At 72.2% G+C, this 25,731-nt stretch carries 22 protein-coding genes; 13 read left to right on the top strand and 9 right to left on the bottom strand.

All coding sequences use genetic code 11. From position 1 onward, the window contains the following. Positions 1-6 precede the first annotated feature (6 nt). On the bottom strand, positions 7-975 hold the full coding sequence (locus tag ACKUU6_RS18085) for a LysR family transcriptional regulator (protein ID WP_407989614.1): 969 nt from the start codon (positions 973-975) through the stop codon (positions 7-9). 118 nt (positions 976-1,093) lie between these two features. On the opposite strand from ACKUU6_RS18085, the gene ACKUU6_RS18080 reads away from it, so the two are divergent. Next, the gene (locus tag ACKUU6_RS18080; protein ID WP_407989613.1) at positions 1,094-2,317 is read left to right on the top strand and encodes an MFS transporter; all 1,224 of its coding nucleotides are present in this window, start codon (positions 1,094-1,096) and stop codon (positions 2,315-2,317) included. Here the strand turns inward: ACKUU6_RS18080 and ACKUU6_RS18075 are convergent. Continuing rightward, on the bottom strand, positions 2,298-2,816 hold the full coding sequence (locus ACKUU6_RS18075; protein WP_407989612.1) for a GNAT family N-acetyltransferase: 519 nt from the start codon (positions 2,814-2,816) through the stop codon (positions 2,298-2,300). The genes ACKUU6_RS18080 and ACKUU6_RS18075 overlap by 20 nt on opposite strands. A gap of 46 nt (positions 2,817-2,862) precedes the next feature. Between ACKUU6_RS18075 and ACKUU6_RS18070 the strand changes: the two genes are divergently transcribed. Next, positions 2,863-3,636, top strand: a complete 774-nt coding sequence (locus ACKUU6_RS18070) for a TetR/AcrR family transcriptional regulator (RefSeq protein WP_407989611.1) — start codon at positions 2,863-2,865, stop codon at positions 3,634-3,636. A gap of 7 nt (positions 3,637-3,643) precedes the next feature. On the opposite strand, the gene ACKUU6_RS18065 is transcribed toward ACKUU6_RS18070, so the two are convergent. Then, on the bottom strand, positions 3,644-4,912 hold the full coding sequence (locus ACKUU6_RS18065; protein ID WP_407989610.1) for a GNAT family N-acetyltransferase: 1,269 nt from the start codon (positions 4,910-4,912) through the stop codon (positions 3,644-3,646). 97 nt (positions 4,913-5,009) lie between these two features. Between ACKUU6_RS18065 and ACKUU6_RS18060 the strand changes: the two genes are divergently transcribed. From ACKUU6_RS18060 to ACKUU6_RS18050, 3 genes are all read left to right on the top strand, one after another. Continuing rightward, the gene (locus tag ACKUU6_RS18060; RefSeq protein ID WP_407989609.1) at positions 5,010-6,539 is read left to right on the top strand and encodes a helix-turn-helix domain-containing protein; all 1,530 of its coding nucleotides are present in this window, start codon (positions 5,010-5,012) and stop codon (positions 6,537-6,539) included. A gap of 115 nt (positions 6,540-6,654) precedes the next feature. Continuing rightward, positions 6,655-8,289 carry a sigma-70 family RNA polymerase sigma factor gene (locus ACKUU6_RS18055; RefSeq protein ID WP_408649637.1) on the top strand — a complete coding sequence of 545 codons (1,635 nt, stop codon included), beginning with the start codon at positions 6,655-6,657 and terminating at the stop codon, positions 8,287-8,289. 199 nt (positions 8,290-8,488) lie between these two features. Further along, the gene (locus tag ACKUU6_RS18050; RefSeq protein WP_407989607.1) at positions 8,489-10,894 is read left to right on the top strand and encodes a non-reducing end alpha-L-arabinofuranosidase family hydrolase; all 2,406 of its coding nucleotides are present in this window, start codon (positions 8,489-8,491) and stop codon (positions 10,892-10,894) included. Positions 10,895-11,029: 135 nt separating this feature from the next. Here the strand turns inward: ACKUU6_RS18050 and ACKUU6_RS18045 are convergent, their stop codons facing one another. The 3 genes from ACKUU6_RS18045 to ACKUU6_RS18035 all read right to left on the bottom strand — a co-directional run bounded on the left by ACKUU6_RS18045 (position 11,030) and on the right by ACKUU6_RS18035 (position 15,389). Then, the gene (locus ACKUU6_RS18045; RefSeq protein ID WP_407989606.1) at positions 11,030-12,271 is read right to left on the bottom strand and encodes a C40 family peptidase; all 1,242 of its coding nucleotides are present in this window, start codon (positions 12,269-12,271) and stop codon (positions 11,030-11,032) included. 216 nt (positions 12,272-12,487) lie between these two features. After that, positions 12,488-13,561 carry a hypothetical protein gene (locus ACKUU6_RS18040; RefSeq protein ID WP_407989605.1) on the bottom strand — a complete coding sequence of 358 codons (1,074 nt, stop codon included), beginning with the start codon at positions 13,559-13,561 and terminating at the stop codon, positions 12,488-12,490. Positions 13,562-13,610: 49 nt separating this feature from the next. Beyond that, positions 13,611-15,389, bottom strand: a complete 1,779-nt coding sequence (locus tag ACKUU6_RS18035) for a threonine/serine ThrE exporter family protein (RefSeq protein ID WP_407989604.1) — start codon at positions 15,387-15,389, stop codon at positions 13,611-13,613. A gap of 217 nt (positions 15,390-15,606) precedes the next feature. Between ACKUU6_RS18035 and ACKUU6_RS18030 the strand changes: the two genes are divergently transcribed. Together ACKUU6_RS18030 and ACKUU6_RS18025 are read left to right on the top strand one after the other, a co-directional pair. After that, entirely contained in the window at positions 15,607-16,575 is a 969-nt protein-coding gene (locus ACKUU6_RS18030; RefSeq protein ID WP_407989603.1) for a cation diffusion facilitator family transporter, read from the top strand. A 159-nt stretch (positions 16,576-16,734) separates the two neighbouring features. Beyond that, complete coding sequence (locus tag ACKUU6_RS18025) at positions 16,735-17,052, top strand: hypothetical protein (protein WP_407989602.1); 318 nt, start codon at positions 16,735-16,737, stop codon at positions 17,050-17,052. A gap of 53 nt (positions 17,053-17,105) precedes the next feature. Here the strand turns inward: ACKUU6_RS18025 and ACKUU6_RS18020 are convergent, their stop codons facing one another. Then, positions 17,106-18,275, bottom strand: coding sequence for a TetR/AcrR family transcriptional regulator (locus ACKUU6_RS18020; protein ID WP_407989601.1), 1,170 nt, complete (start codon positions 18,273-18,275; stop codon positions 17,106-17,108). 201 nt (positions 18,276-18,476) lie between these two features. Here ACKUU6_RS18020 and ACKUU6_RS18015 point away from each other — a divergent pair, with 201 nt between their 5' ends. Further along, the gene (locus ACKUU6_RS18015; RefSeq protein ID WP_407989600.1) at positions 18,477-19,634 is read left to right on the top strand and encodes an acyl-CoA dehydrogenase family protein; all 1,158 of its coding nucleotides are present in this window, start codon (positions 18,477-18,479) and stop codon (positions 19,632-19,634) included. A 124-nt stretch (positions 19,635-19,758) separates the two neighbouring features. Then, positions 19,759-21,417, top strand: coding sequence for a class I adenylate-forming enzyme family protein (locus ACKUU6_RS18010; protein ID WP_407989599.1), 1,659 nt, complete (start codon positions 19,759-19,761; stop codon positions 21,415-21,417). 42 nt (positions 21,418-21,459) lie between these two features. Here ACKUU6_RS18010 and ACKUU6_RS18005 read toward each other — a convergent pair whose 3' ends face one another. Then, the gene (locus ACKUU6_RS18005; RefSeq protein WP_407989598.1) at positions 21,460-21,735 is read right to left on the bottom strand and encodes a hypothetical protein; all 276 of its coding nucleotides are present in this window, start codon (positions 21,733-21,735) and stop codon (positions 21,460-21,462) included. A gap of 100 nt (positions 21,736-21,835) precedes the next feature. Between ACKUU6_RS18005 and ACKUU6_RS18000 the strand changes: the two genes are divergently transcribed. Beyond that, positions 21,836-22,162: a cupin gene (locus ACKUU6_RS18000; RefSeq protein ID WP_407989597.1), complete on the top strand. Its 327-nt coding sequence runs from the start codon at positions 21,836-21,838 to the stop codon at positions 22,160-22,162. A gap of 32 nt (positions 22,163-22,194) precedes the next feature. On the opposite strand, the gene ACKUU6_RS17995 is transcribed toward ACKUU6_RS18000, so the two are convergent. Then, positions 22,195-22,773 (bottom strand): TetR/AcrR family transcriptional regulator, encoded by a 579-nt coding sequence (locus ACKUU6_RS17995; protein ID WP_407989596.1) that lies wholly within the window; start codon positions 22,771-22,773, stop codon positions 22,195-22,197. Positions 22,774-22,858: 85 nt separating this feature from the next. Between ACKUU6_RS17995 and ACKUU6_RS17990 the strand changes: the two genes are divergently transcribed. The 3 genes from ACKUU6_RS17990 to ACKUU6_RS17980 all read left to right on the top strand — a co-directional run bounded on the left by ACKUU6_RS17990 (position 22,859) and on the right by ACKUU6_RS17980 (position 25,730). Further along, a complete protein-coding gene (locus ACKUU6_RS17990; RefSeq protein ID WP_407989595.1) occupies positions 22,859-24,433 on the top strand; it encodes an MFS transporter in 1,575 nt (524 codons plus the stop codon). A 261-nt stretch (positions 24,434-24,694) separates the two neighbouring features. Then, positions 24,695-24,979, top strand: a complete 285-nt coding sequence (tatA, locus tag ACKUU6_RS17985; RefSeq protein ID WP_407989594.1) for a Sec-independent protein translocase subunit TatA — start codon at positions 24,695-24,697, stop codon at positions 24,977-24,979. Between the two features lie 232 nt (positions 24,980-25,211). Beyond that, a complete protein-coding gene (locus tag ACKUU6_RS17980; protein WP_407989593.1) occupies positions 25,212-25,730 on the top strand; it encodes a potassium channel family protein in 519 nt (172 codons plus the stop codon). The last annotated feature ends 1 nt before the right edge of the window (position 25,731 follow it).

Raw genomic sequence — 25,731 nt, 5'->3', positions numbered from 1 at the left:
CCCGGATCAGGGACGTAGCAGCGCGGCATCCTCGGCGGGCAGCCAGCTCACCGGCGGACGCCGCAACCACCCTTCGCGCGAGCCGAGTTCGGCAACCGCCTCGCGCAACGCGGTGAACCCCGGATGACGCAGCTCCGGGCGGTGCACCAGGCTCACCAGACTGAGCGGCACCGGATCGACCAGCGGACGGGTGACGGCCCCGGGTATCCCGGGGCCGCCGGTCGTGGTCAGCATCGCCTCACCGTGCCGGGCCAGGTAGTGCCCGACCTCCTCGACGCCGACCGGCGGGCTGTGCGGGGCGGCCGCGACCAGACCGTGCGCGCCCAGCAACCGCCGACCCAGCTCGGTCCACTCGGTGGTCGCCGGATTCCCCGCGCAGATGTCCACCGGATGCCCCGCCAGTGCGCTCAGCGGCACCTCGGAGAGTGCGGCCAGCGGATGGGCGCGCGGCAGGAAGACCGCCATCGCCTCGAACCGCACCGGCAGCTGCGCCAGTTCGGACCGCAGCCCGGTCGGCAGTCCGGCGAACCGGCCGAACGATACGTCCAGCCGATGGGCCGTCAGCTCCACCGCCGCAGCGGCCAGACCGCCGTGGAACCGGGCCAGCAGCTCCAGCTCGGGACACGCCGCCCGGGCCGCCGCGAGCAGCCGGACGGCGGTCAGGTCGTCCCCGGGGACGTCGTTGTTCAGGTCCACCAACAGCGGCCGGTGCCCGGCCTGCTCGGCCAGCAGCTCGTCGTGCAGCGCCAGCAGGCGACGGACCTTCGGCAGCAGCCGCTCCCCCTCCGGCGTGAGCCGCACACTGCGGGTACTGCGGTCGAACAGCTGCCGCCCGAGCGCCTGCTCGAGCGCGCGGACGTCCCGACTGAGCGCCTGCTGCGCCACGTGCAGCAGCTCCGCCGCCCGGCCGAAGTGCAGGGTCTCGGCGGTCGCGGCGAAGCCGCGCAGCAGGCGCGGGTGCAGGTCACGGGGCATTCCCGCACCCTAGGCCATTGACAACAGAAGCATGTCAATGGGGCCGAACAGGTGTTGGACCGGGTCGCCCCACCCCCGCCAGGCTGGGTGCACACCCCGCGCCCACTCCAGGAGTTCCGTGTTCGCCTCGTACCGCCGCCTGTTCGCCGCTCCCGGCGCGCTCGCCTTCACACTGACCGGCCTGTTCGCCCGGCTGTCCTTCGCGATGACCGGCGTCAGCACCGTGGTACTGATCGCCACCCGCCGCGACTCGTACGCGCTCGCCGGGGCGGTCTCGGCCACCGGCGTGGTGGCGGTCGCCGTCGGACTGCCGCTGATCGGGCGGCTGGTGGACCGGTACGGGCAGTCCCGGGTCTCGGTCGCCGCCGTGCTGCTGGCGGTCTGGCCGACGGCCGGGCTGCTGCTCTGCGCGCACTTCGGCGCCCCCGCCTGGACGCTCTTCGTCTGCTGCGCCGCCTCCGCGGTGCTCCCCAACCTCGGCGGCATGGCCAGGGCCCGCTGGGCGCACCTGCACCGGGACGACCCGGCGGCCCGGCACGTCGCGAACTCGCTCGAACAGGCCCTGGACGAGCTCTGCTTCATGGGCGGCCCGGTGCTCGCCATGCTGCTCTGCACCTCACTCTTCCCGGAGGCCGGGCTGCTGGTCGGCGCGGTGCTCGGCTCGGCCGGACTGCTGCTGTTCGCCGCCCAGCGGCGGACCGAACCGCCGGTGCAGCCGCCGACGGAGACGGCCGAGCGGGGCGCGCTGCGGCACGGCGGCCTCCGGGTGCTGGTGCTGGTCTTCGCCGCAACCGGGGTGGTGTTCGGGTCGATGGAGGTCACCACCCTCGCGTACGCCGACGCGCTCGGCCAGAAGCCTCTGGCCGGTGGCATGTTGGCGCTGGTGGCGGCCGGGTCCTGCGTCTCCGGGCTGCTCCTCGGGCTGGTCCGGGGCCGGGTGGGCACCACCGGGCGGCTGCTGCTCGGGGTGGCCGCGATGTCCGTCCTGCTGCTGCTCCCGCTGGCCGCCGGGGTGTCCGGGGCCGGGCTCGCCGTGCTGGGGCTGACGCTCTTCGTAGCCGGTTCGGGGACCGCGCCCACCATGGTGGCCGGTATGACCATGGTTCAGGAGGTGCTGCCCGCGCGGCAGTTGAACGAGGGCATGGGGCTGGCCGTGGCGGGCATCCTGGTCGGCATCTCGACCGGGGCGGCGCTCGGCGGGGTGGTGGCCGAGCAGGCCGCACCGGGCACCGGCTACCTGGTACCGGCCGGGGCCGCCGGGCTGGCCCTGCTGACCGCGCTGGCCGGGCGCCGCCGCCTGCGTGAGCGCCCCGCGCCGCCACTCAGCGTCCTGGCGGCCTGACCGGGAAGCTGTACTCGTACTCGGGCAGCGGATGTCCGCCGGGGAACCAGCCGATCCGGTCGTCGGTGCGCACCGCGCCCGCCCGCTCGTAGAACGCGATCGCCCGGGCGTTGGCCTGCAGCACCTCCAGATACAGGACGCGGTCGGTGCAGTGCGCCCGGCAGGCGGCCAGCAGCCGGGAGCCGATCCCCCCGCCGGTCAGGCCGGGGCGGACGTGCAGGTTGTCCAGCAGCACCCGGCCGTCGGGCTGCGGGACCAGGTACGCGAAGCCGTCCAGCCGCCCCGCGCTCTCGGCCAGCAGCAGCAGCGGGGTGTTGGCGGGCTCGCCGTAGTCGACCGACAGCCGCAGCTCCCAGAGCTCACGGCGCTCCTCGGCCAGGCCGTCGCCGAGCACCTCGGCCGGGACCATGCCGGTGTACGTGGTCAGCCAGCTCGCGCTGTGCAGGGCGGCGACCACCGGGGCGTCGGCGGCGGTGCCCGGGCGGATCTCGTGTGACATGGCTCCGAGCCTGTCACACCGGCCCGCCAAGGTAGGCTCCACAGGCGTGGAGCAGCCCAACGACGTCACGGACCCGGTACCGACCCCGAGCGAGCCCGGCAACGCGGAGCTGCCGGGTGGTCGGGCCAGACCGAAGACCGACAAGAGCGAGCAGACCCGGGCCCTGATCCTGGACACCGCGATGCGGCTGTTCAAGGAGCGCGGCTACGACAAGACCACCATGCGGGCGATCGCCGCCGAGGCCGGGGTCTCGGTCGGCAACGCGTACTACTACTTCGAGTCGAAGGAATTCCTGATCCAGGGTTTCTACGACCTGATGACGCACGACCACGCCAGGGAAGCGCGGGCCAGGATGGCCGGCCACACCGAGTTCGCGGACCGGCTGGAGATCGCGCTGAGCTCCTGGCTGGACTGCGCGGCGGAGTACCACACCTTCGCCTCGCAGTTCTTCCGGACCGCGGCGGACCCGAACAGCTCGCTCAGCCCGTTCTCGAACGACTCCCACCCGGCCCGGGCCACGGCGGTCGAACTCTTCCGCGACGTGCTGGCCGGCTCCGACCTGAGCAGCAAGCTGGACGCCGAGCTGGTCGAACTGCTGCCCGACCTGCTCTGGCTGCACCTGATGGTCGTCGTCCTGTACTGGGTCTTCGACCGCACCCCGGACACCGAACGGACCAGGGAGTTCGTCCGCCGCTCCACCCCGATGGCGGCCCGGATCCTGACCCTCTCCCGCTACCGGGTGTTCCGGCCGATCGTCCGGGACGCCAAGGGCCTGATCCAGGACTTCATCCTGCCGACCATCGGCCGGACGACGTCCTGACGGACCATCAGAAGCTGTCCGGGTTCCAGGACCTGAGCGGCGTACGGAGCAGCAGGTCCGCCTCGGCCGCCGCGCCGGGGCGGAGTTCGGTGACCAGGCCCCCCGCGACCAGCCGGGGCAGGGTCTCGGCGCCCAGGTAGAGGCTGCCCAACTGGCTCGCGCCGAGGGCGAGATCAGCAGGGTCCTCGGTGCGGGTGCAGCGGCCGGCGCCGTCCGGGGCCACCTCCAGGGCCCAGCGGCCCTCGGTCCAGCCGTGGCGGTCGGAGACCTCGAGCACCGTCCGGCCCCCGGTGCCGTAGCGGCGGGCGGCGAAGGCCGCGGGCACGTCCAGCACCCGGAGCCAGGTGAAGTCGGCGTTCTCGCGGCCGGGCCTGGCCATCCGGGGGTCGTTCAGCCAGAGCGGCAGCGGGTCGTCCGGGGCGAGGTTGCCGACGTCGACGGTGCGGACCCAGTCCACCGAGAAGGCCAGCCGCCAGAGCGCCACGGCGGTGGGGGCGTCCAGGGCGAGGAAGTCGCCCACGGTGAGCGTGCAGTTGGGGACCGGGCCGTTCCAGTTGTCGTCCAGCCGGTAGACGATCAGACCGGTCACCGTGCCGCTCGCGTCGCGGTGCACGGCGGCGAACGGCTCCTTCCAGTCGAAGCCGGGCAGCGTCGCCTCACCGGTCATCAGCCGCCACCAGTACGGCTTGCGGGCGATCGCGCCCGGCTGGCTACGCCGCCAGCGCTCGTGCAGGTCGGGGCCGAGCTCGCGGAGTTCCGCCATGGTGACGAAGTCGACCCGGCCGCCCGGGCTCTCCGGCAGGTCGGCGCGGAGACCACCGGACTCCTGGATGTCGATCCGCAGACCGGCGTTGACTGTGGCGGGACCGAAGCCGAACCGGCCGTAGATGTTGTACTCGGCCGCGATCAGGATCGCCACCGGGCAGCCGCGCCGGTGCGCGTCGGCCAGGTCGGTGGTCATCATCCGGCTGAGCAGGCCGCGTCGGCGGTGGGTGGAGTTGACCGTCACCCCGGTGATCGCGTCGGCCCGGACGGTGTCACCGCCCGGGACGGTCAGCTCGGTGTCGAAGCTGCGGAAGGTTGCCACGCAGCGGTTGGGGTCGAACGGGTCGAAGGCGCCCTGAAACCGGTTCGGCTCGAACTGCAGCCGGCGGAACTCGGTGCCGTCCGCGACGTGCGGCCGCAGGAAGCCGCGTGCCACCGCCCGGTCCCAGACCGAAAGCTCCTCCTCCGTGATGTACCGGATGTCGGAGTTGTCGCCTCGTTCGTTGCCCATCCCGCCACCGTACGACGGCCCGTCAGGCGCGGCATCCGAATTTCCTGACCACCCTCCCAGGCTTCTCTCATCTCACATATGAGATATCGTCTGCCCCATGAGCGACGACTACCTCCAGCGCATCGGCGGTCTCATCCGCACCGCCCGCGAGCACAAGGGCAAGACCCAGGGCCAGCTCGCGGCGGCCCTCGGCACCAGCCAGAGCGCCGTCAACCGGATGGAGAAGGGCCAGCAGAACCTCACGCTGGAGATGGTCGCCCGGATCGGCGAGGCGCTGGACAGCGAGATCGTCTCGATCGGCTACGCCGGCCCGATGCACCTCCGGGTCGAGGGCGGAAGGCAGTTGAGCGGTGCGATCGACGTCCGTACCAGCAAGAACGCCGGGGTCGCGCTGCTCTGCGCCTCGCTGCTCACCACCGGCCGCACCACCCTGCGCCAGGTGGCCAGGATCGAGGAGGTGTACCGGATCCTCGAGGTGCTCGCCAGCATCGGCGTCAAGGCCCGCTGGACCAACGACGGCCGCGACCTCGAACTCACCCCGCCCGCCCGGCTGGACCTGGACTCGATGGACGAGACCGCTGCCAAGCGGACCCGCAGCGTGCTGATGCTGCTCGGGCCGCTGATGCACCGGGCCGAGCGGTTCCGGATCCCGTACGCGGGCGGCTGCGACCTCGGCACCCGGACGGTGCAGCCGCACCTGGCCTCGCTGCGGCAGTTCGGCCTCGAAGTGGCTGCCACCGACGGCAGTTACCACGCCCGGGTCGAGGCCGGGGTTTCGCCGGGACGGCCGATCGTGCTGACCGAGCGCGGGGACACCGTGACCGAGAACGCGCTGATGGCCGCCGCCCGGCACGACGGCGTGACCGTGATCCGCAACGCCAGCCCGAACTACATGGTCCAGGACCTGTGCTTCTTCCTGGAGCAGCTCGGCGTCAAGATCGAGGGCATCGGCACCACCACACTCACCGTGCATGGGCTGGCCGATATCACCTGTGACGTGGACTACGCCCCGGCCGAGGACCCGGTCGAGGCGATGAGCCTGCTCGCCGCCGCCGTGGTGACCTCCTCCGAGCTGACCATCCGCCGGGTGCCGATCGAGTTCCTGGAGATCGAGCTCGCGGTGCTGGAGGGCATGGGCCTGGACCACGACCGCACCCCCGAGTACCCGGCCCGCAACGGCCGGACCCGGCTGGTCGACCTGACGGTCCGTCCGTCCAAGCTGACCGCGCCGATCGACCGGATCCACCCGATGCCGTTCCCCGGCATCAACATCGACAACGTCCCGTTCTTCGCCGTGATCGCCGCCGCCGCGCACGGCACCACCCAGATCAACGACTGGGTCTACGACAACCGCGCCATCTACCTCACCGACCTCACCCGGCTAGGCGCCGACGTCACCCTGCTGGACCCGCACCGGGTCATGGTCCAGGGCCCGACCCGCTGGCGCGCCGCCGAGACCGTCTGTCCGCCGGCCCTGCGGCCCGCCGTGGTCATGCTGCTCGCCATGCTCGCCGCCGAGGGCACCTCGGTCCTCCGGAACGTCTACGTGATCAACCGCGGCTACGAGGACCTGGCCGAGCGCCTCAACTCGATCGGCGCGGCCATCGAGACCTTCCGGGACATCTGACCGACCGCCGGGACGTCGCCCGGTCCTCGTCCCCGCGCGCGCCGTTCTGTACCTTTGCCGAACGCCAGGGTGTGGCGGCCGCGCTCGGTGGACCGCTCCCCTGCAGAAGGCGGGGATGGGGCTCATGGATGCGGACCACGCGGGGCTGGTCATCGCGGCGCAGGCCGGTGACCGTCGGGCGCGCGAGGAACTGGTCGCCACGTACCTGCCGCTGCTCTACAACATCGTCGGACGGGCGCTGAGCGGACACGCCGACGTCGACGACGTCGTCCAGGAGACCCTGCTGCGGGTGGTGCGCGACCTGCCTGCGCTGCGCACTCCGGAGAGCTTCCGGTCCTGGCTGGTGTCGATCACGCTCCGTCAGATCAACACCCACTGGCAGCGGCAGCGCGCCTTCGCCGACCGCACCACGGTCATCGACGAGGCGCGCTGGATACCCGACACCGGCGCGGAGCCCGAGGACGTGACGATCCTGCGGCTGCACGTGTCGGACGAACGCCGTCAGGCCGTCGAAGCCGGGCGCTGGCTCGATCCGGACCAGCAGGTGCTGCTGTCGCTGTGGTGGCAGGAGTGTGCAGGCTCGCTGAGCCGTGACGACCTCGCCACCGCGACCGGGCTCACCGTCGCCCACGTCGGGGTGCGCCTGCAACGCATGCGCGAGCAGCTGGACCTGAGCCGGACGATCGTCGCCGCGCTGGGGGCCGAACCGCGCTGTCCGCAGCTGGACCGGACCGTCGCCGGCTGGGACGGTCTCCGAACGTCCGTGTGGCGCAAGCGGATCGCGCGGCACACCCGCGACTGCCCGGTCTGCACGGGGACGACGACCGAGCGGGTTCCGGCCGAGCGCCTGTTGCTCGGCCTCACGCCGCTGGCCGTCCCGGTCGGGCTGGTCGCCGCGCTGGCCGCCAAGGGCCTGCTGCCGAGTGCGGCCGCGGGCGCCGCCGGGCTGGCCTCGGCGCAGGTCGCCGCCGGCACGGCCACGGCTCAGGTCGCCGCCGGCACGGCCACGGCTCAGGGCGCCGCCGGCACGGCCACGGCTCAGGGCGCCGCCGGCATGGCGACGGGGGGAAGCGGTCTACACGGCGCGCTGGTCGGCAAACTCCACGCGGTGACCGCTCATCCGCTGGTGAGCCTCGCCACCGGCGCCGTGCTCATCGCCGGGACCGCCACCTACGTGACCTGGTCCGAGCCGGCGGATCGGGCGCCGGGCGCCACCGCCGCTCCGACGGTCGGCAGTCCCGTGGTCGGCAGCCCCACAGTCGGCACGCCGACGGTCGGCGGTCCCGCACCGAGTCCGGCCGCCGTCGCTGCCGCCGTTCCGCTGGGCGCACACTCGCTGGAGTCCGTGGACGGCCCCACCCAGTACCTCACGTACGGCGGCGACTTCGCGACGCTCGGCCCGGTCTCCGCGTCCAGCAGCGCGCAGATCCGGCAGCGGGTCACCTTCACCGTCGTCGGCGGGCTGGCCGACGCACGGTGCGTCACCTTCCGGGCGGCCGACGGCCGTTACCTGCGCCATCGGGACCTGCGGCTACGGCTGAGCACCGACGACGGCAGCGAACTGTTCCGCGAGGACGCCACCTTCTGTCCCACCCCGGGGGCGGTGGCCGAGTCGGTGACCCTGCACGCGCACAACTATCCCGGGTCGGTCATCCGGCACCGCGACGGCGGCATCTGGCTCGACGGCTCGGACGGCACTCCGGCCTTTTCCGGCCAGGCCTCCTTCGTCGTGCGCGGGCCCTGGACCTGAGGCCGGGGCCCGGCGTAACGCTTTTCGGACGCGAGATGCATCACGGACCAATCGTCCGGGCGGCGCCACTTTTCTGTTACGAGACCTCGAGTCCGGCGGCCTCCACTACTGGGTGCTCTGCTCGCCGCTCACCGGGATGTCCCGGTGTGGCGGGTTCCCGAGTGCCCCGTGACGTATTCCCTGGAAGAAAGCCGCTCCCATGACGCGACACACCCACGAACCCCGGGCGAAGGGCCTGCACCGGCTCGGCCGGCGTCGCCGGAACCTGACGATCGGCCTGTCGGCCGTGGCGCTGGTGGCCGGTGTTGTGACGCTCCTCCCCAACGCCGCCGGAGCCGCCGCCCTGAGTGCGCAGGCGGCTCCCTCCGGCAGGTACTTCGGCACCGCGGTGGCCGCCGGCCGGCTCGGCGACTCGGCGTACGCCGCCATCGCGGACCGGGAGTTCAACATGATCACCCCGGAGAACGAGATGAAGTGGGACGCCGTCGAGCCGTCCCGCGGCAACTTCAACTTCGGCCCTGCGGACCAGATCGTCAACCGTGCCCTGTCACACGGCCAGCGCATGCGCGGCCACACCACGGTCTGGCACTCGCAGCTCCCGTCCTGGGTCAGCTCCATCGGCGACGCGAACACGCTGCGCAGCGTGATGAACAACCACATCACCACCGAGATGACCCACTACAAGGGCAAGATCTACGCCTGGGACGTGGTGAACGAGGCGTTCGCCGACGGCGGCAGTGGCCAGCACCGCAGCTCGGTGTTCCAGAACGTGCTGGGCAACGGCTTCATCGAGGAGGCGTTCCGCACCGCACGGTCGGCCGACCCGGCGGCCAAGCTCTGTTACAACGACTACAACATCGAGAACTGGTCGGACGCCAAGACCCAGGGCGTCTACACCATGGTCAAGGACTTCAAGGCCCGCGGTGTGCCGATCGACTGTGTCGGGTTCCAGAGCCACTTCGGTAACGGCGGGGCGCCGTCCAGCTTCCAGACCACCCTGTCCAACTTCGCCGCCCTCGGCGTCGACGTCCAGCTCACCGAACTGGACATCGCCCAGGCCTCGGCCACCAACTACGCCAACGCGGTCAACTCCTGCCTGGCCGTGGCCCGGTGCACCGGCATCACGGTCTGGGGCGTCCGCGACAAGGACTCCTGGCGGAACGGCGAGAACCCCCTGCTGTTCGACAACAGCGGCAACCCCAAGGCCGCGTACACCGCCGTCATGAACGCCCTGAAGGCCGCCCCCGGGACCAACCCCGGTGGGACGACCGGGGGCGGTACCGGTACGGGTACCGGCGAGATCAAGGGTGTCGCCTCCGGTCGCTGCGTCGACATCAACGGCTTCACCACCGCCAACGGCACCCAGGCACAGCTGTGGGACTGCAACGGGCAGACCAACCAGCGCTGGACCTACACACCCACCAAGCAGCTGAAGATCTACGGCAAGAAGTGCCTGGAGGCCAAGGGCACCAGCAACAGCTCCGCCGTGGTCATCGGGGACTGCAACAACGGCGCGGGCCAGCAGTGGAACCTCAACGCCGACGGCACCATCGCCGGCGTCCAGTCCGGGCTGTGCCTCGACGCCGTCGGCGCGGGGACGGGCAACGGCACCAAGATCCAGCTGTACTCCTGCTGGACCGCCGGCAACCAGAAGTGGACCGGCCTGTCCGGGGCCCCGACCCCGACGCCCACGCCGGGCGGTAGCTGCGCCCTCCCCTCCACCTACCGGTGGTCGTCCACTGGCGCCTTGGCGCAGCCGGCCAACGGGTGGGGGTCACTGAAGGACTTCACCGACGTCGTCTACAACGGCAAGCACCTGGTCTACGCGTCGAACGTGTCCGGGTCCTCGTACGGTTCGATGGCGTTCAGCCCGTTCACCAACTGGTCGGACATGGGCTCGGCCGCTCAGATCGGGATGAACCAGGCCACGGTGGCGCCGACGCTGTTCTACTTCGCGCCCAAGAACATCTGGGTGCTCGCCTACCAGTGGGGTGCCTGGCCGTTCATCTACCGCACCTCCAGCGACCCGACCAACCCCAACGGCTGGTCCGCCCCCCAGCCGCTCTTCACCGGCGGCATCCCCGGCGCCGCCCCCATCGACCAGACCCTGATCGCCGACGACCAGAACATGTACCTGTTCTTCGCCGGTGACAACGGCAGCATCTACCGCGCGAGCATGCCGATCGGGAACTTCCCCGGCAACTTCGGCTCCTCCTACACCACCGTCATGACCGACACCGTCAAGAACCTCTTCGAAGCCCCCCAGGTCTACAAGGTCAAGGGCCAGAACCAGTACCTCATGATCGTCGAGGCACGGGGCGCCAACGAGCAGCGCTACTTCCGCTCCTTCACCGCCACCAGCCTCAACGGCTCCTGGACCCCCCAGGCCGCCACCGAAGCCAACCCCTTCGCCGGCAAGGCCAACAGCGGCGCCACCTGGACCAACGACATCAGCCACGGCGACCTCGTCCGCAACAACCCCGACCAGACCATGACCATCGACCCCTGCAACCTCCAGCTCCTCTACCAGGGCAAGTCCCCCACGGCGACGGGCCCCTACGACAAGCTGCCGTACCGACCGGGTGTCCTCACCCTGCAGCACTGACCCACTTCCGAGTAGGTACGAACGGCCATCGCGTGATCGACGGAGAGTGTGTGCACTCCCGAAGATCGCGCGGTGGCCGTTCCGTTGCTCGGTGACGGGCAGTCTGATCACCGGGATGTCGCGATACCGCCGGGGTCAGGGGCGCGCGTAGAAGTCCGGGCGGCCCATGATCCAGAGGCTGGCCTGCTTGATGGCCATCCCGGGGCGGGGGGCCTCGATCATCTGGTCGTCGCCGACGTAGAGGGCGACGTGGTGGATGTCGCGGGCGCGGCCGGTGTCGGTCCAGAAGACCAGGTCTCCGGGGCGGAGTTGGGCGTAGCTGACCGGGGTGGACTCGGCGTACTGGTCGGCGGCGAAGTGGGTCAGGTTCTTGCCGGCCCGGCGCCAGGCCATCATCGTCAGGCCGGAGCAGTCGTAGCCGGCCGGGCCCTCGCCGCCCCAGATGTACGGCAGGCCGATCTTTGAGCGGGCGAAGGCGATCGCGGCCTGGGCGCCGCCGGCCGACCAGGAGGATTCGGTGGCGGAGTCGGCGGACGGACGGGCTGCGGCGGCTGCCGCGGCTTCGGCTGCCGCGGCGGCTCGGGCGGCCTCCTCGGCCTGCCGGGCGGCGACCGCTTCGAGTGCCTCCCGGCGCTGGCGTTCCAGGTCCAGGGTGGTGTTGCGGGCGGCGGCCAGGGCGGCGAGCAGCTGCTCCCTGCGGGCGGCGATCTCGGTGACCTGGGTCTGCTGGGCGGCCAACCGGGCCTCCGCCCGCTCCTTGGCCAGCCGGACGGCGTCGGCCGCCCGGACCGCCTCGGCCTCGGCCGCTCCGGCGGCCTCGGCGGTGCGGGCCGCCTCGGCGGCGGTGGCGGTGGCGGTGTCCAGGATGCCCTTGGTGCGGGTGCCGACCATGCCCAGGGCGGCGGCCTGTGCGCTGATCGCCCGGGGCCCGTCGGCCCCCAGGAGGGCGTCGAGCGCCGAGAGTTGGGGGCTCACACCCTGCCGGTAGGTCTCGGCGGCCAGCTCGGCGGCCCGTTCGGCGGCTGCCACCCGGGCGGCTGCGGCAACTGCGGCCTCCGCACCCGTCCTGGCGGCCTCGGCCCGGGCCCGGGTCAGCCGGGCCTGGGCGCCGTTGTAGGCCTCGACGGCCTGTTCGGCTTCCCGTCCGGACCGTTCCAGATCGGCCTGGGCTGCGCTGAGCCGGGCCTCGATGGCGGCGGCGTCGGTGGCCCGGGCGGCCTCCTCGGCCTGGGCGGCGGCGATGTCGTCGGAGGTGGGGTACGGGTCGTCGGCCGGGGCGGCGATGCCGGGGGCGGCGGGGGCGGCACCGGCGACGGGCAGCAGGCCGAAGAGGCCGGAGAGGGTGAGCAGGAGGGTCGGGAGGATTCTGCGGGCCACGGGTTCTCCCTCTCGCGACGACTGACGACTGACGGCTGACGGCTGATGACGCGGGACTGACAGTGGGTCATATATCCCATCAAGTGACAAATCGTTCACTCATCGTCATAGTTTCAGACCTGACGGTGCCTCAGCGCCATACCCACGCCGCCAGGCGGGTGACAGGTGCGATTGTCTGCCCCGCCACGGCGGCGTGCGCCGGGGTGTGACCGCCCGTCAGTGCGGGCGCCGGGCCTGCGGATGCGGCAGCCGGGGGGCGGCGGCGGTCCGCAGGCGCCGGTACGGGGCGTGCGGCTCGGGGCCGGCCGGCGTGGTGGCCCGGACGGCGTACGTCCGGGCCCGCCCGGCCCGTACCGTCCGGCGGCGGGCCACCGCAGGCGAGCGCCGCTCGGGGGCGGATGCCGGGCCGGGGGTCAGCACGGTGGTCCGGCGGTCGGCCAGCCGGGCGGAGCGGCGGGCCAGTGCCCTGGCCGCGTGGGCGTCCAGGTGCGCGGTGGCCCGGGCGGCCATCCGTTCGGCGACCCGGTGGGTGGTGGTGTGGTGGGCGGGGACCTTGTCGGGTGCGCCCGCGATCAGGTCGAAGAGCCAGGTACGCGCGCGGTCCGCGCGGGCGTGCAGCCGCCGTTCGCGCCGGACGGCCCGGGCCCTGCGCCGGGGCCGGGTGGCGTACCGCCAGCGCGCCCAGGGGCTGGTCGGCCGGGCCAGCCGGATCGCGCCGATCCAGGACAGGCCGGGGACCATGATGCCCAGCAGCCCGGTCCACACCTTGCCCTTGAACAGGGCGACGATCGAGACCAGGGCGTTCACGCTGATCACCGCGACCAGACCCCACCGGGTGTCCTGCCCGGGCACCACCCCGAGCGGCACGTACCCGGTGAGCAGCAGCGCGGTGAACAGGATGCCGAAGATCACCGCGTCCACCGACTTCCGGCCCTGCTCGCTCCAGTACACGTCGTCCAGGTGCAGGATCAGGGCGAACTCGTCCAGCACCAGACCGCAGCCGATGCCGAAGCCGAAACCGAACCAGTCGACCCACGGGGCCGCGCCGTTGGTGGCGAACACCCCGATGCCGCCGAGCAGCAGGAAGCCCAGGCCGAACACCATGTGGTGGATGTGCAGGCCGCCGGGGGTGATGTTGCCCGGCCACCAGCGCACCTTGGCCCGGATCATCCGCACGCTGAACCGGATCATCACGAACGACAGGATGAAGCCCACCAGCAGCAGGAAGAGCGGCTGCTTGTGCGCGGCCACGATGTGCGTCCGGTAGCCGTCCAGCAGGGCTTCGATCATGGTTCGTACCCTCCTTCCTTCGTCGCGCTCCACCGGTCCTGACGCCTGGTCAGAAACCGCGGGTCCGCTTGGCCGCCCGGCGTGGCACCAGCAGGTAGGGGGCAAGGCGCTCCGCGGCCGCACCGGCACCCCGGCCCGGGAGGGCGCTGGGCATCCTCATGAAGAGACGCGCGATCTCCCCACCGAGGTTCACCCCGACCGCCAGCGCGAGTGCCAGCGCGGCGGCCCGGCCGACCTGGACCACGCCCCCGACCGGGTTGTTCTGGGTGAAGGCCAGCATGCCGAGGTAGATCGCCGAACCCGGCATCAGCGGCCCGAGGGCGGCGGTCATGTACGGCAGCGCGGAGGTCGCCTGGTAACGGGCGGTCAGCTGCCCGAACAGACCGACCAGACCGGCCGCGATGCCGGTGGCGACGATCGGGGACACCCCCGCGTTGTGCGTCAGCACCCCGTACGTGGACCAGCCGATGCCGCTGTTGAGGGTGACCAACGGAAGGATTCTGCGGTCGGTCTGCAGCAGCATCGCGAACGCCAGCGCGAGCACCATCGCCGCCACCAGCTGCACCGGCGGGTGGCTGATCCCGCTCAGGCTCTCGCTCGGGTTCAGGTTGGGATCGAGTTTGGAGCCCGCGTAGAGCACCAGCATCACGCCGATCACGATGCCCGCGACCAGGTACAGGACCTCCAGCAGCCGGGCGGCGGCGGTGATGTAGAAACCCGTCAGCCCGTCCTGCACGGCGGCCACCAGGGCCCGGCCCGGCAGCAGCGCGAAGAGTCCACCGGTGATCACCACCGAGCCGCGCAGGCCCAGGTGGTTGAGCGACAGGATGATGCCGGAGACCGCCGCGGGCATCGCCGCCAGCACGAACTGATAGAACTCCGGCAGCCCGCGCCGGGCGATCAGCGAGGCCAGCCGGTCACCCAGTATCGCGGCCACGAAGGCGTTCGCGAAGACCAGCCAGGCCTTGGCGTCGAGCCTGCCGCCGACCAGGAAGGTCGCCGCCCCGGCCAGCAGCCCGGTGGCCAGCGCCAGCAGCCAGGCCGGGTACGGGTGCCGGTTGCGGCGGATCTCGGCGAGCCGCCGGTACGCGTCGTTCACCGTCAACCGCTCGGCGGTGATGTCGGCGACCAGCCGGTAGACGGCGGCCAGCCGGGTGTAGTCGGAGGTCCGGCGGCGGACCACCCGGTCGGCGGTGACCGGGGGTTCGACCAGCGAGGGCTGGTAGGAGATGCCGATCAGGGTGAAGGTGACCTGCGGCTCGCAGTGGTCGAGGCGGAAGGCGTGCGCGATGCCGAGCATCGCCGCCTCGACATCCTCGGCGGCCTCGCCGCTGGCCAGCAGCAGTTCGCCGATCCGCAGGGTCAGGTCGAGCACGCGCGGCACGTTGCGCTTCACCACGGACTCGGGCTTCTGCCCCCGCGGGGTCCGCTCGTACGCGGGCCGCTCGGCCATCGGCGTGCGCAGGAGGGTACGCATCCGGTCCTGCCAGGGGGCCTCGCCGGGCGCGCCCTGACGGAGCATCGGGACGCCGATCCCGGTCGGCGGGCTGAAGCCGACCGCCTTCCAGACCTCGGGGGTCAGCGTGTCCTCAGGATTCCAGACCGGCTCGGTCGACTCCGCCGGGCTCAGCAGGCCCTCGGTCTGCTGCGGCGGCGGGGCGAGCGGGATGACGGTCTGCCGCTCGACCGGGGGCGCGGCCGAGCCGAGCAGGCCCTCGGTGGGCGGAGCCTCGCTCGGGGGCACCGGCTTCCTCGCGGCCGGCCGGGACGGCCTGCCGCCCCTGACCTTCTTGCCGCCACCGGGTCGGCCCCGGCCCCGCTTCGGCACTGCCGCTCCTCCGCCGCCCCGTTCCGCATGGTGATCGTCGGTCCCACCTTGCCCGATCGGAGGGCCGGATGCACAACCAGGTCGGCCCGCGCGCTGGGCGGCCCGACGGGACCTCAGCAGTCCGTCGGGGCCTCGGCGGTTCGACCGGCCGATCAGCGGACGGACAGAGCGGCGCGTAGAGCCATGATTCCCGCCAAGCCGGACATACTGTCAGACCATGGGCAGCAACGAAGCCGGGGAGAGCCTCGGCACCGTGATCGTGGCCGGGCTCTGCAACCTGGGGATCGCTCTCGCCAAGGCGGTCGCGGGCGTGGTGAGCGGCTCCGGCGCGATGCTCTCCGAGGCGGCGCACTCGTTCGCCGACACCGCCACCGAGCTGCTGCTGTACTTCTCGATCAAACGCGGCTCCCGGCCTGCCGACGACACCCACCCGTTCGGCCACGGCCGGGAGGGCTACCTCTGGGCCCTGCTCGCCTCGGTCGCCACCTTCGTCGGCGGCGCGGTCTTCTCGGTCAACGACGGCATCCACACCCTGCGGGACGGCGAGGACCTGGGCAGCCCGACCCTCTCCTACATCGTGCTCGCGGTCGCCTTCCTGCTGGAGGGCGTCTCGCTGCGCCGGGCCGTGCTCCAGGTCAGGGCCGAGTCGGCGCGGATCGGGGCCGAGACCGGCGAGTACCTGCGGCACACCCCCGACACCGCCGTGAAGGCGGTCTTCCTGGAGGACTCCGCCGCCCTGACCGGTCTGCTCCTCGCCTTCGGCGGACTGCTCGGCGCCCACCTCACCGGCTCCCCCGTCTGGGACGGTGTCGCCTCGCTGCTGATCGGCGCCCTGCTGGCCTGGGTGGCGTACGTCCTCGCCCGGGACAACTCCTCGCTGCTCATCGGCCGTTCACTCCCGCAGCCGATGGAGGACCGGATCGAGCGGACCATCCGGCGGCAGCCGCACGTGGACGCCGTCCTGGACCTGATCACCATCCTGCACGGCCCCAAGGAGGTCCTGGTCGCCGCCAAGGTCACCTTCTCCCAGCTCGCCACCGCCGCCGAGATCGAGCACGCCTGCGAAACGGCCGAACGGGCCGTCCGCGCCGCGTTCCCCTCGGTCACCCGCATCTACCTGGACCCGACCCCCGGTCAGGCACGTGCCGAGCCCGGCACCGCCGCGGGTCACCTCGAAGGGTCCTGAGCCCCATGGGTCGTGACACGTTCGGGCGAACCGGGTGGCCGGTCATTGAAGTGGGCCGACCGTCTGGTGAATGCTGAGCAGGCGACGTCAGGCATCGGCGCGTTACGGGGCGGCCACCCCAACGCGCGCCACATTCGCACCAGTTACAGGGAGACCACCGTGTCCCGAATTCGCGCAGCCGCCACCGTCACCGCCTTCGCCGCCTTCGTGCTCCTCGGAGCCGGCGCCGCCCACGCCGACAACGGCGCGGGGGCCGCCCACGGCTCCAACAGCAGCGTCGTGAGCAACATCGGCTCCAGCAACGTCGTCGGCAGCGTCAACGGCAACGGCAACGCGACCCAGCAGGCCGCCACCGGCTCCGGTGCGTCCAACCAGAACAACAGCTCGGCCGTGGCCGGGAACTCCGGCGGTGTCGGCGCGGTCCAGGGCAACGGCGCCTTCGCGCACAACGTGTACTACCCCTTCGTGCTCTACTAGGCCGATTCGCGCCGTGCGGGCGGGCCCTTCCCGGGACCGCTCGCACGGGCGTGTCAGGCGACCCCCAACACTGCCCTGGAGAAGGCTTCCAGACGCTCCGTCAGATCCGGGCGCTGGCAGCCGGGGCGGTTCCGGACCCCGTCGTTGACGAGCGAGAACATCGCGTGCACCCGGATCCTGGCCTCGGCCTTGTCGTAGTCGGGCCGCACCTGGCGGAGCAGGTCGACCCAGGTCCGCAGGAAGTCACGCCGGGCGTCGATCGCCGCCTTCCGGTCCGGCTCGGGCAACCGCTCCGTCTCGCTGACCGTCACCCCGAGGTAGTCCACGTGCCGCCGGGCGAAGTCCAGGTAGGCCCGCAGCCCGGAGTCGAGCGCGGCGGCCGGGGTGACGGCACCGGCCAGCGCACCGGAGATCTCGTGCCACAGCCGCTCCCGGCTCCGCACCAGGGTGGCGGCCAGCAGGTCCGCCTTGGTGTCGAAGTGCTTGTAGACGCTGGGCCCGGCGATGCCGACCGCCGCTCCGAGCTGGTCGGTGCTCACGTTGTCGAAGCCGCGCTGGTGGAACAACCTGGCGGCGGCCGCGAGCAGTTCCTCCCGGCGGGTACCGGCGACCAGCTGCTCCGCCGGCCCTGCGGACGCCCTGGCCGGGCCCGGCGGGCCGAACGGGACGTCGAACAGCGCCTCGCCGAGACCGGTCAGCAGCCGTTCGAACTGCCGCCGGGGCGGCGCGAAGGTGTGGTATGACAGGCCGCCGTACGCCGAGAGCAGTGACCAGCACAGCAACTCCGTTTCGGCCTGGCCAAGTTCGGGCCTGGCCGCGCCCAGCACCTCGGCCATCCGCCGGACCTCGGACCGCAACTCGCGGCGCAGCCCGGCACGTTGGGCTGCGGGCAGCAACCGGGCGTCCCGCTGCCAGAGCGTACCGAGGGCCCGGTGGTCGATCGCGGCGGCGGCGAGCCCGGCGCACAGCTCGGCCGGTCCGGCCCGGCCGGAGTCCACGGCCCTGCGCAGCGCGGCGAGTTCGGCCCGCACGGCCTGGCGGAGCAGCTCGGGCTTGTTCCTGAAGTGCCGGTAGAGCGCCGGCGCGGTGATCCCGACCCCGGCCGCCACCTCGGCCATCGACACCTGGTGGTACCCGGACCGGTGGAAGAGCTCGCTCGCGGCCACCAGGATCTGCGCCTTGCGCCCGGGCGGGCGGCGGACCACGCCGCGCTCCGTCGTCACCCTCTCGCCCCCTGCAAGCGATCACCCACGGCCGTCCGCCCAGGGTAGCAAGGATTCACTTGACTGCCCCGACAGGCGCCGGAGCGGCACTGGATCACCACTGGAACCGGACGAGGAACCGCCGTCAGGAACGCTGGACAGCGGAAGCTACCGGCGATTAACTTAATCTGCGATCAGGGGGCACCACGAAGGGAGCGCCGCGTGCGCCGCACCGTGTTCAACGAGGACCACGAGGCGTTCCGGGAGACCATCCGGGACTTCATCGCCAAGGAGGTCGCGCCGGTCTACGAGAGCTGGGAGAACGAGGGCCACCCGCCCCGGGACTTCTACCGCAAGCTCGGCGCGCTCGGCGTCTTCGGCATCGAGGTGCCGGAGGAGTACGGCGGTGCGAGCGAGAGCGGCTTCAAGTACCAGGCCGTGGTGACCGAGGAGTGCGCCCGGGCGGGCGTCACCTTCGGCTCCGCCGGCGTGCACACCGGGCTGGTGCTGCCGTACCTCCTGGAGTACGCCAACGAGGAGCAGAAGCAGCGCTGGCTGCCCGGCTTCGTCTCCGGCGACATCATGACCGCGATCGCGATGACCGAGCCCGGCGCGGGCTCCGACCTCGCGGGCATCACCACCACCGCGAAGCTGTCCGAGGACGGCAGCCACTACGTCCTGAACGGCGCCAAGACCTTCATCACCGGCGGCGTGCTGGCCGACCTGGTGCTGGTGGTCTGCCGCACCAGCCCGTACGACCCGGCCAACCGCCGGGCCGGGCTCTCCATCCTCTGCGTGGACACCACCTCCGAGGGCTACGCCGTCGGACGCAAGCTCAAGAAGATCGGCCTGCGCACCTCGGACACCGCCGAACTCTCCTTCACCGACGTCAAGGTGCCGGTGTCGGACCTGCTCGGCGAGGAGGGCAACGCCTTCGCCTACCTCACCCACAACCTGGTCCAGGAGCGGCTGGCGATCGCCGTCGGCGCGTACGCCTCCGCGGCCGCGGCCGTACGCTTCGCGGTGCAGTACGTGAAGGACCGCAAGGTGTTCGGCCAGCCGGTGGCCGAGTTCCAGAACACCAAGTTCACGCTGGCCGACTGCCAGGCCCAGGTGCTGGCCCAGCAGGCCATGGTCGACCAGGCCCTGGAGCTCTACCAGCAGGGCGAGCTGACCGTCGCGGACGCGGCCGCGGCCAAGCTGTTCTGCACCGAGTCGGCCTCCCAGGTGATCGACAAGTGCCTTCAGTTGCACGGCGGTTACGGCTACATCCTGGAGTACCCGATCGCCCGGCTCTACACCGACAACCGGGTGTTCCGGATCTACGGCGGTACCAGCGAGGTCATGAAGACCATCATCGCCAAGTCGCTCGGCCTGTAGGGCGCCCCCACACCAGCCCGGCGGGCACACCCCCACACCCCCACCCCGCCGGGCCCGGCAGCGGGCCGTTCCCCCATCGGCCCGCTGCCACCTCCGTCCGTCCGCTCCGGCCGCAGGGGTTCCGATGCCGCCTCGCCCCGCCGACTCCCTCGCCCTGGTCACCCGGGTGCAGGCCGCGCTGCGCGCCCCCGGCATGCCCTTCGAGGTCGAGCAGACCCCCGACGGCCCCCGCTACCTGCGCGCGCCCCGCACCCTGCGCGAGCTGCTGGACGCCACCCTCACCCACGGCGACCGCACCTTCCTGATCGCCGGCTCCGACCGGTACAGCTTCGCCGAACACCACGGTGCCGCCGCCTCTCTGGCCTCCCGGCTCCTGGGCACGTACGGGCTGCGCCCCGGTGACCGGGTGGCGATCGCGATGCGGAACCTGCCGGAGTGGCAGGTCGCGTTCTGGGCCTGCCAGGCAGCCGGCCTGGTCGCTGTGCCGCTGAACGCCTGGTGGACGGCCGAGGAGCTGGCGTACGCGCTGGACGACTGCACGCCCGGCCTGGTGATCGCCGACCAGGAGCGGGCCGGACGGCTGGTCCCCTGGGCCACCACGCACCGCGTCCCCGTACTGACCGACCTGACCGGTCTACCCCGGAACGGCGTCGCCCCCGAGGTCCGGATCGCGCCGGACGACCTGGCCACCCTGCTCTACACCTCGGGAACCACCGGGCGCCCCAAGGGAGTCGAGGCCACCCACGCGGCCTGGTGCGCGGCCGCCACCACACCCCGGTTCTTCGCGGCCACCTCGGTGCTCTGCGCGGGCGGCGACCCGGCGACGGCCCGGCCGCAGTCCGTCCTGATGACCTTCCCGTTCTTCCACGTCGCGGCGTTCACCACGATGTTCCCGCTGATGGCGAGCGGTGGCTGCGCCGTACTGATGCACCGCTGGAACGCCGACGAGGCCCGGCGGCTGATCGCCGAGCACCGGGTCACCACGTTCGCGGGCGTGCCGACCACCGCGCTCGGGCTGCTGGACGCGGCCGACGCCGCCGGGGACGAACTGGCCGGGCTCACCCTGATCGGCACCGGCGGCGCGGCCGCCCCGCCCGGACTGGCCGGCCGGATCGCCGGCCGCTTCGACGGCCGGATCGCGGCCCGCAACGGCTACGGCCTGACCGAGACCTGCGGCGGAGTGCTCGCCAACCTCGGCGCCCGCTACCTGGCCCACCCCGAGAGCATCGGCCGCCCCGCCCCCGCCCTGGAGCTACGGATCGCCGACCCGGCGGGCCGTCCCCTCCCGGAGGGTGCGATCGGCGAACTCCAACTGCGTGGCCAGTCGCTGTTCCGCGGCTACCGCCACAACCCGGAGGCGACGGAGGCGGCCTTCACCGACGGCTGGTTCCGCACCGGCGACCTGGCCCGGGTGGTGGACGGCGAGGTCTACGTCCTGGACCGGCTCAAGGACCTGGTTATCCGCGGTGGCGAGAACGTGCACTGCATCGAGGTGGAAGGCGTCCTGACGACCCATCCGGACGTCGCCGACGCCGCCGTGCTCGGCGTCCCGCACGCCACCCTCGGCGAGGAGGTCGCGGCCGTCGTGGTCCTCCGCCCCGACGCGACGGCCGGCCCGGACGAGCTCCGCGCCCACGTCGCCGCCCGGCTGGCCGCCTTCAAGGTGCCCAGCCACCTGGTCCTCCGGACGGAGGACCTGCCCCGCAACCCCACCGGCAAGGTCCTCAAGCGACAGCTCCGCGAGGAGCTGTGTTCGGGGACCCGTCGTCGTGGAGCTACGTAGCCCACCCTTGCGGGCAGGTGGCCGGACACGTCGAAGCCGCTGTCAGTTGTGACTGCCCGCGTTCGGGTGCTCGGCGCGCCACGCCTCGAGACCGGCCATCGAGGCGACCCGCGCCTGGTGGAGCGTACGGTGCGCCAGCTCGCTCGGCGGCGTCTCCAGGTGTCGCACCCACCCCCGCCCCGCCGACACCAATGCCGCCCCCACGATCGCGGTGCCGGCCAGCCCGACCAGCGCGCCGATCCCGGTGAGCACCACCCCGGCGCTCAGCATCCGTCGGTTTACCTCGAACCCGCCCATGAACTTCTGATACGTCGCCATGTGCCCACCCTGGGCCGGGCCGGGGCCCCCCGCACCCGGGCCGCACCCGTTCGGGTTTCGCCGCCGGGCCGCCCGGCCCCGGGCCGGTTAGGGTCGCGGCATGGGTACGGGAATCGACCTGAACGCCGCAGTCGAGGAGCACGCCGCCCGGGCGGCAGCCGCCCCGCACGGGCGCAGCGCACACCTGCTGCTGCACGACGGCGTCCTGCGCCAGACCGTCATCGCGCTGACCGCCGGCACCGCGCTGGACGAGCACAACGCGCCGCTCGCGGCCTCCGTCCAGGTGCTGCGCGGCCGGGTGTCGTTGACCATCGCGGGCCGCAGGGTGGAGCTGACGGCAGGTCAGCTCCACCCTGTCCCACAGGAGCGGCACGGGCTGCTCGCGCACACCGACGCCGTCGTCCTGCTGACCACGGTCACCGGCTAGGGCCCGTCCGGGCACAGGGCCTGGCTACGGGCTCAGCCCAGCACCCGGGCGCTGGTCAGTTCCAGGCCGCGCAGTACCTCGGCGCCGGTCATCGACTGGGCGGGGTCGACCAGCCACTGGCTCACCAGACCGGCCAGCAGGGCCTGGTGGAAGGCGCCGACCGCCACCTCGTCCTCGGTGTCGGGCACCTTGGTGAGTTCGGAGAACATCTCGGCCATGCCCAGCCGGGCCTCCCGCTGGACCGCCTTGAAGGCCTCCCGGATCTCGGGCATGTCGTCCAGCCTGGCCAGCGCCTCGAACTGCGCGGCCCAGAGCCCGTGGAACTCGATCAGGGTGCTCCGGACGCAGTCCCAGGTGGCCACGAAGCGCTCGCGCGGGCCCGCGCCCTCGGGCACCGCCTCGGCGACCGCCTTCTCGACCACCTCGCCCCAGCTGCCGATCGCCTCGATCATCGCGGTGTTGAGCAGCGCCTCCTTCGACCCGAAGTGGTAGCCGATGGCGGCCAGGCTCACTCCCGCAGCCGTGGCCACGTCCCGGGCGGTGGTCCGGCTGTAGCCCTTCTCGAACAGGCAGCGCTTGGCGCCGGCCAGCAGATCCTCTCGATTTCCCATGGCCGGAAGCCTACGCGTCCGAACAGACGATTGTCTTGCACGTTCGTACTAGACAACCGTCTGACACATACGTATGGTTGCACTCATGACCGCAACCCACGGCCTCGCCGGCCGCCGCGAATGGACCGGACTCGCCGTCCTCCTCCTGCCGACCCTCGTCCTCTCGATGGACATGGGCATCCTGTTCTTCGGTCTGCCGTTCATCAGCAAGGAACTCCAGCCGAGCGGCACCCAGCAGCTCTGGATCATGGACATGTACTCGTTCGTGCTGGCCGGCCTGCTGATCCCGATGGGCGCGCTGGGCGACCGGATCGGCCGCCGGAAGCTGCTGATGGCCGGGGCGGCGGGCTTCGCGGCCGCCTCGGTGCTGGCGGCCACGGCGGACGGTGCGGCGCAGCTGATCGCGGCCCGCGCACTGCTCGGGCTGACCGGGGCGACCCTGATGCCCTCGACCATGGCGCTGATCCGGAACATGTTCCACGACCCCAAGCAGCGGCAGGCCGCGATGGGCGCCTGGAGCGGCGTGCTGATGGCCGGTGCCACTCTCGGCCCGGTGGTCGGCGGACTGCTGCTGGAGCACTTCCACTGGGGCGCGGTCTTCCTCTGCGCCGTGCCGGTGATGCTCCTGGTGGTGCTCGCCGCCCCCGTGCTGTTGCCGGAGTACAAGGCCCCCCGGGCCGGACGTTTCGACCTGCTCGGCGCCGTGCTCTCGGTCTCCGCGGTGCTGCCGGTGGTCTACGGCATCAAGCAGCTGGCCGTCGAGGGCTGGGACCTGACGGCTGCCCTGGCGATCGTGGCCGGTCTGGTGCTGGTCGGACTGCTGATCCTGCGGCTGCGCACCGCCGCCACGCCGCTGCTCGACCTGGCACTGTTCCGCAACCCGGTCTTCACGGGGGCGGTCTCCGTCAACACCATCGCGATGCTGGCCATGATGGGCTTCTCCCTCTTCACCTCGCAGTACCTCCAGCTGGTCCGCGGCTACAGCCCGCTGACGGCCGCGCTCTGGGCGCTGCTGCCCAGCGTCGGGGTCGGCGCCGCGGTCGGGATCTCCGGGGCACTGGCCGGGAAGATCCGGCCCGGCGTGCAGATGGCCGGTGGCATGCTGGTCGGGGCGCTCGGCTTCGGCATCCTGACCCAGGTCCAGGTCGACTCGCCGCTGGCGCTGATCCTGGTCGGTGCCGGGGTGCTGGCCGCCGGCAGCGTCAGCACCGTGATGCAGACCGCCGAGCTGGTGGTCTCGGCCGCCCCTGCGGACCAGGCCGGTGCCGCCGCGGCCACCTCGGAGACCGCCAGCGAGCTGGGCGGATCGCTCGGTATCGCGGTGCTCGGCGCCGCCGGTGCGGCCGTCTACACCGCCCGACTGGACGGCGAACTGCCGGCCGGCCTGCCGCACGAGGCGATGACGGCCGCTCAGGACACCCTCGGCGGCGCGGTCACGGTCGCCGCCGACCTGCCCATCGACGTGGCCGAGCACCTGCTCGGTGCGGCCCGGATCGCCTTCACCGACGGCCTGCACCTGGCCGCCGCGGTCGGAGTGCTCTGCCTGGTGGCCGGCTCGGCGGTCGCCTACCGCCTGCTCCGCAGCCTCCCCGCCGACCGCGCCGAGGAGATCCCCGAGGAGCAGCTCACCGGGGCTCCGCAGCCGGCCGCGGTCGCCTGATCCACCGTGCAGCGGCCCGGCCGCGAGTCCTCGGGACTCGCGGCCGGGCCGCTTTCCCGTGGCGCCCGTCCCGTCTCCCCGCAGCGCCCCCATTGTGGTCCAGACCACCCTGGAGGGAACGCGCAGGTGAACACCTGGTTTTTGACCGGCGTTTCCCGACCGGTGTATACGTTCGCCGCATCCGCCAGGCATACTGGCCGAGGCCGGGCAGCTCGCGCGGCCCGTGAACAGCGAGATTTCCGAAGGGACCGGTGGTCAGGGATGCTGCGCAACGGTTTCGAACCCTGGCACCTCCTCGTGGTGCTGGCTGTCATCATCCTGCTTTTCGGATCGAAGAAGCTGCCCGACATGGCGCGCGGGCTCGGCAAGTCCATGCGCATCCTCAAGGCCGAGACCAAGGCCCTGCGCGAGGACGACGCTCCGCCCCCTGCGGCCCCGGCCGACGGCACGGCGCAGAGCACCGCCACCGAGCAGCCCCGGCCGGCGGTCACCCCGACCACCGTCACCACGGCGGCCGAGGCCACCAGGACGACTGACAAGGCCTGACCCGAGCGGTCGGTCCCTCCCGGGCCGCCGATCCGTCCACGTGACGGGTCGGCGGCCCGAGTCGTTCTCCGACCCGGGCGAACGGCGCGCCTGACTGGCCGTCCTGAATGACCTGGTATCTCCTGGTACGCACCGCCCCATGGGTACGCGCTGCCCGATGGTCCGGAGGTGCCGGATGACCGACAGCGCCGAGGTCTGACCGGTGGCCGACCGTTCGGGAGAGGACCGAGGAGTGCCGAAGACGACCGTTCGCGACCGTTTCGGGCTGCCGCTTCTGGTCGGCGGCCCCGTGGCGCTGCTGATGCTGTACTTCACCGCCCCGATCGACCGCTTCGGCCCGGAGCATCCGGTGTTCGGCTGGATCAGTTTCGGGGTCGCGCTGGCGGTGCTGGCCGTGCTGCTGCTGCGGGAGATCCGGCGGGAGCTGCTCGGCCTGCCGGGGCGGCCGACGCTGATGATCGTGCTGCTGATCTGTCTGACGCTGGTCGTCTTCGCCTCCACCTACTACGCCCTGGCCAGGTCACCGGGCCAGTTCAACGGGCTGCGGACCAGGATCGACGCCCTGTACTTCACGGTCATCACGATGTCGACGGTGGGCTACGGCGACATCGCCCCGGCCGGGCAGGAGGCCCGGCTGGTGGTGATGCTGCAGATCCTCTACACGCTGGTCTTCCTGACGGCCGGCGCAACCTCGATCACCCGGCGGCTCCGTGGCCGCTTCGTCGAGCGGAACACCGGCGGCGAACGCTGAA

Origin of the sequence: Kitasatospora sp. CMC57 (assembly GCF_045866025.2) — a bacterium.
In the GTDB taxonomy this organism is placed as follows: Bacteria; Actinomycetota; Actinomycetes; order Streptomycetales; family Streptomycetaceae; genus Kitasatospora.
The sequence above is the reverse complement of the archived record's forward strand: the minus strand, read 5'-3'. Positions and strand labels throughout refer to the sequence as shown.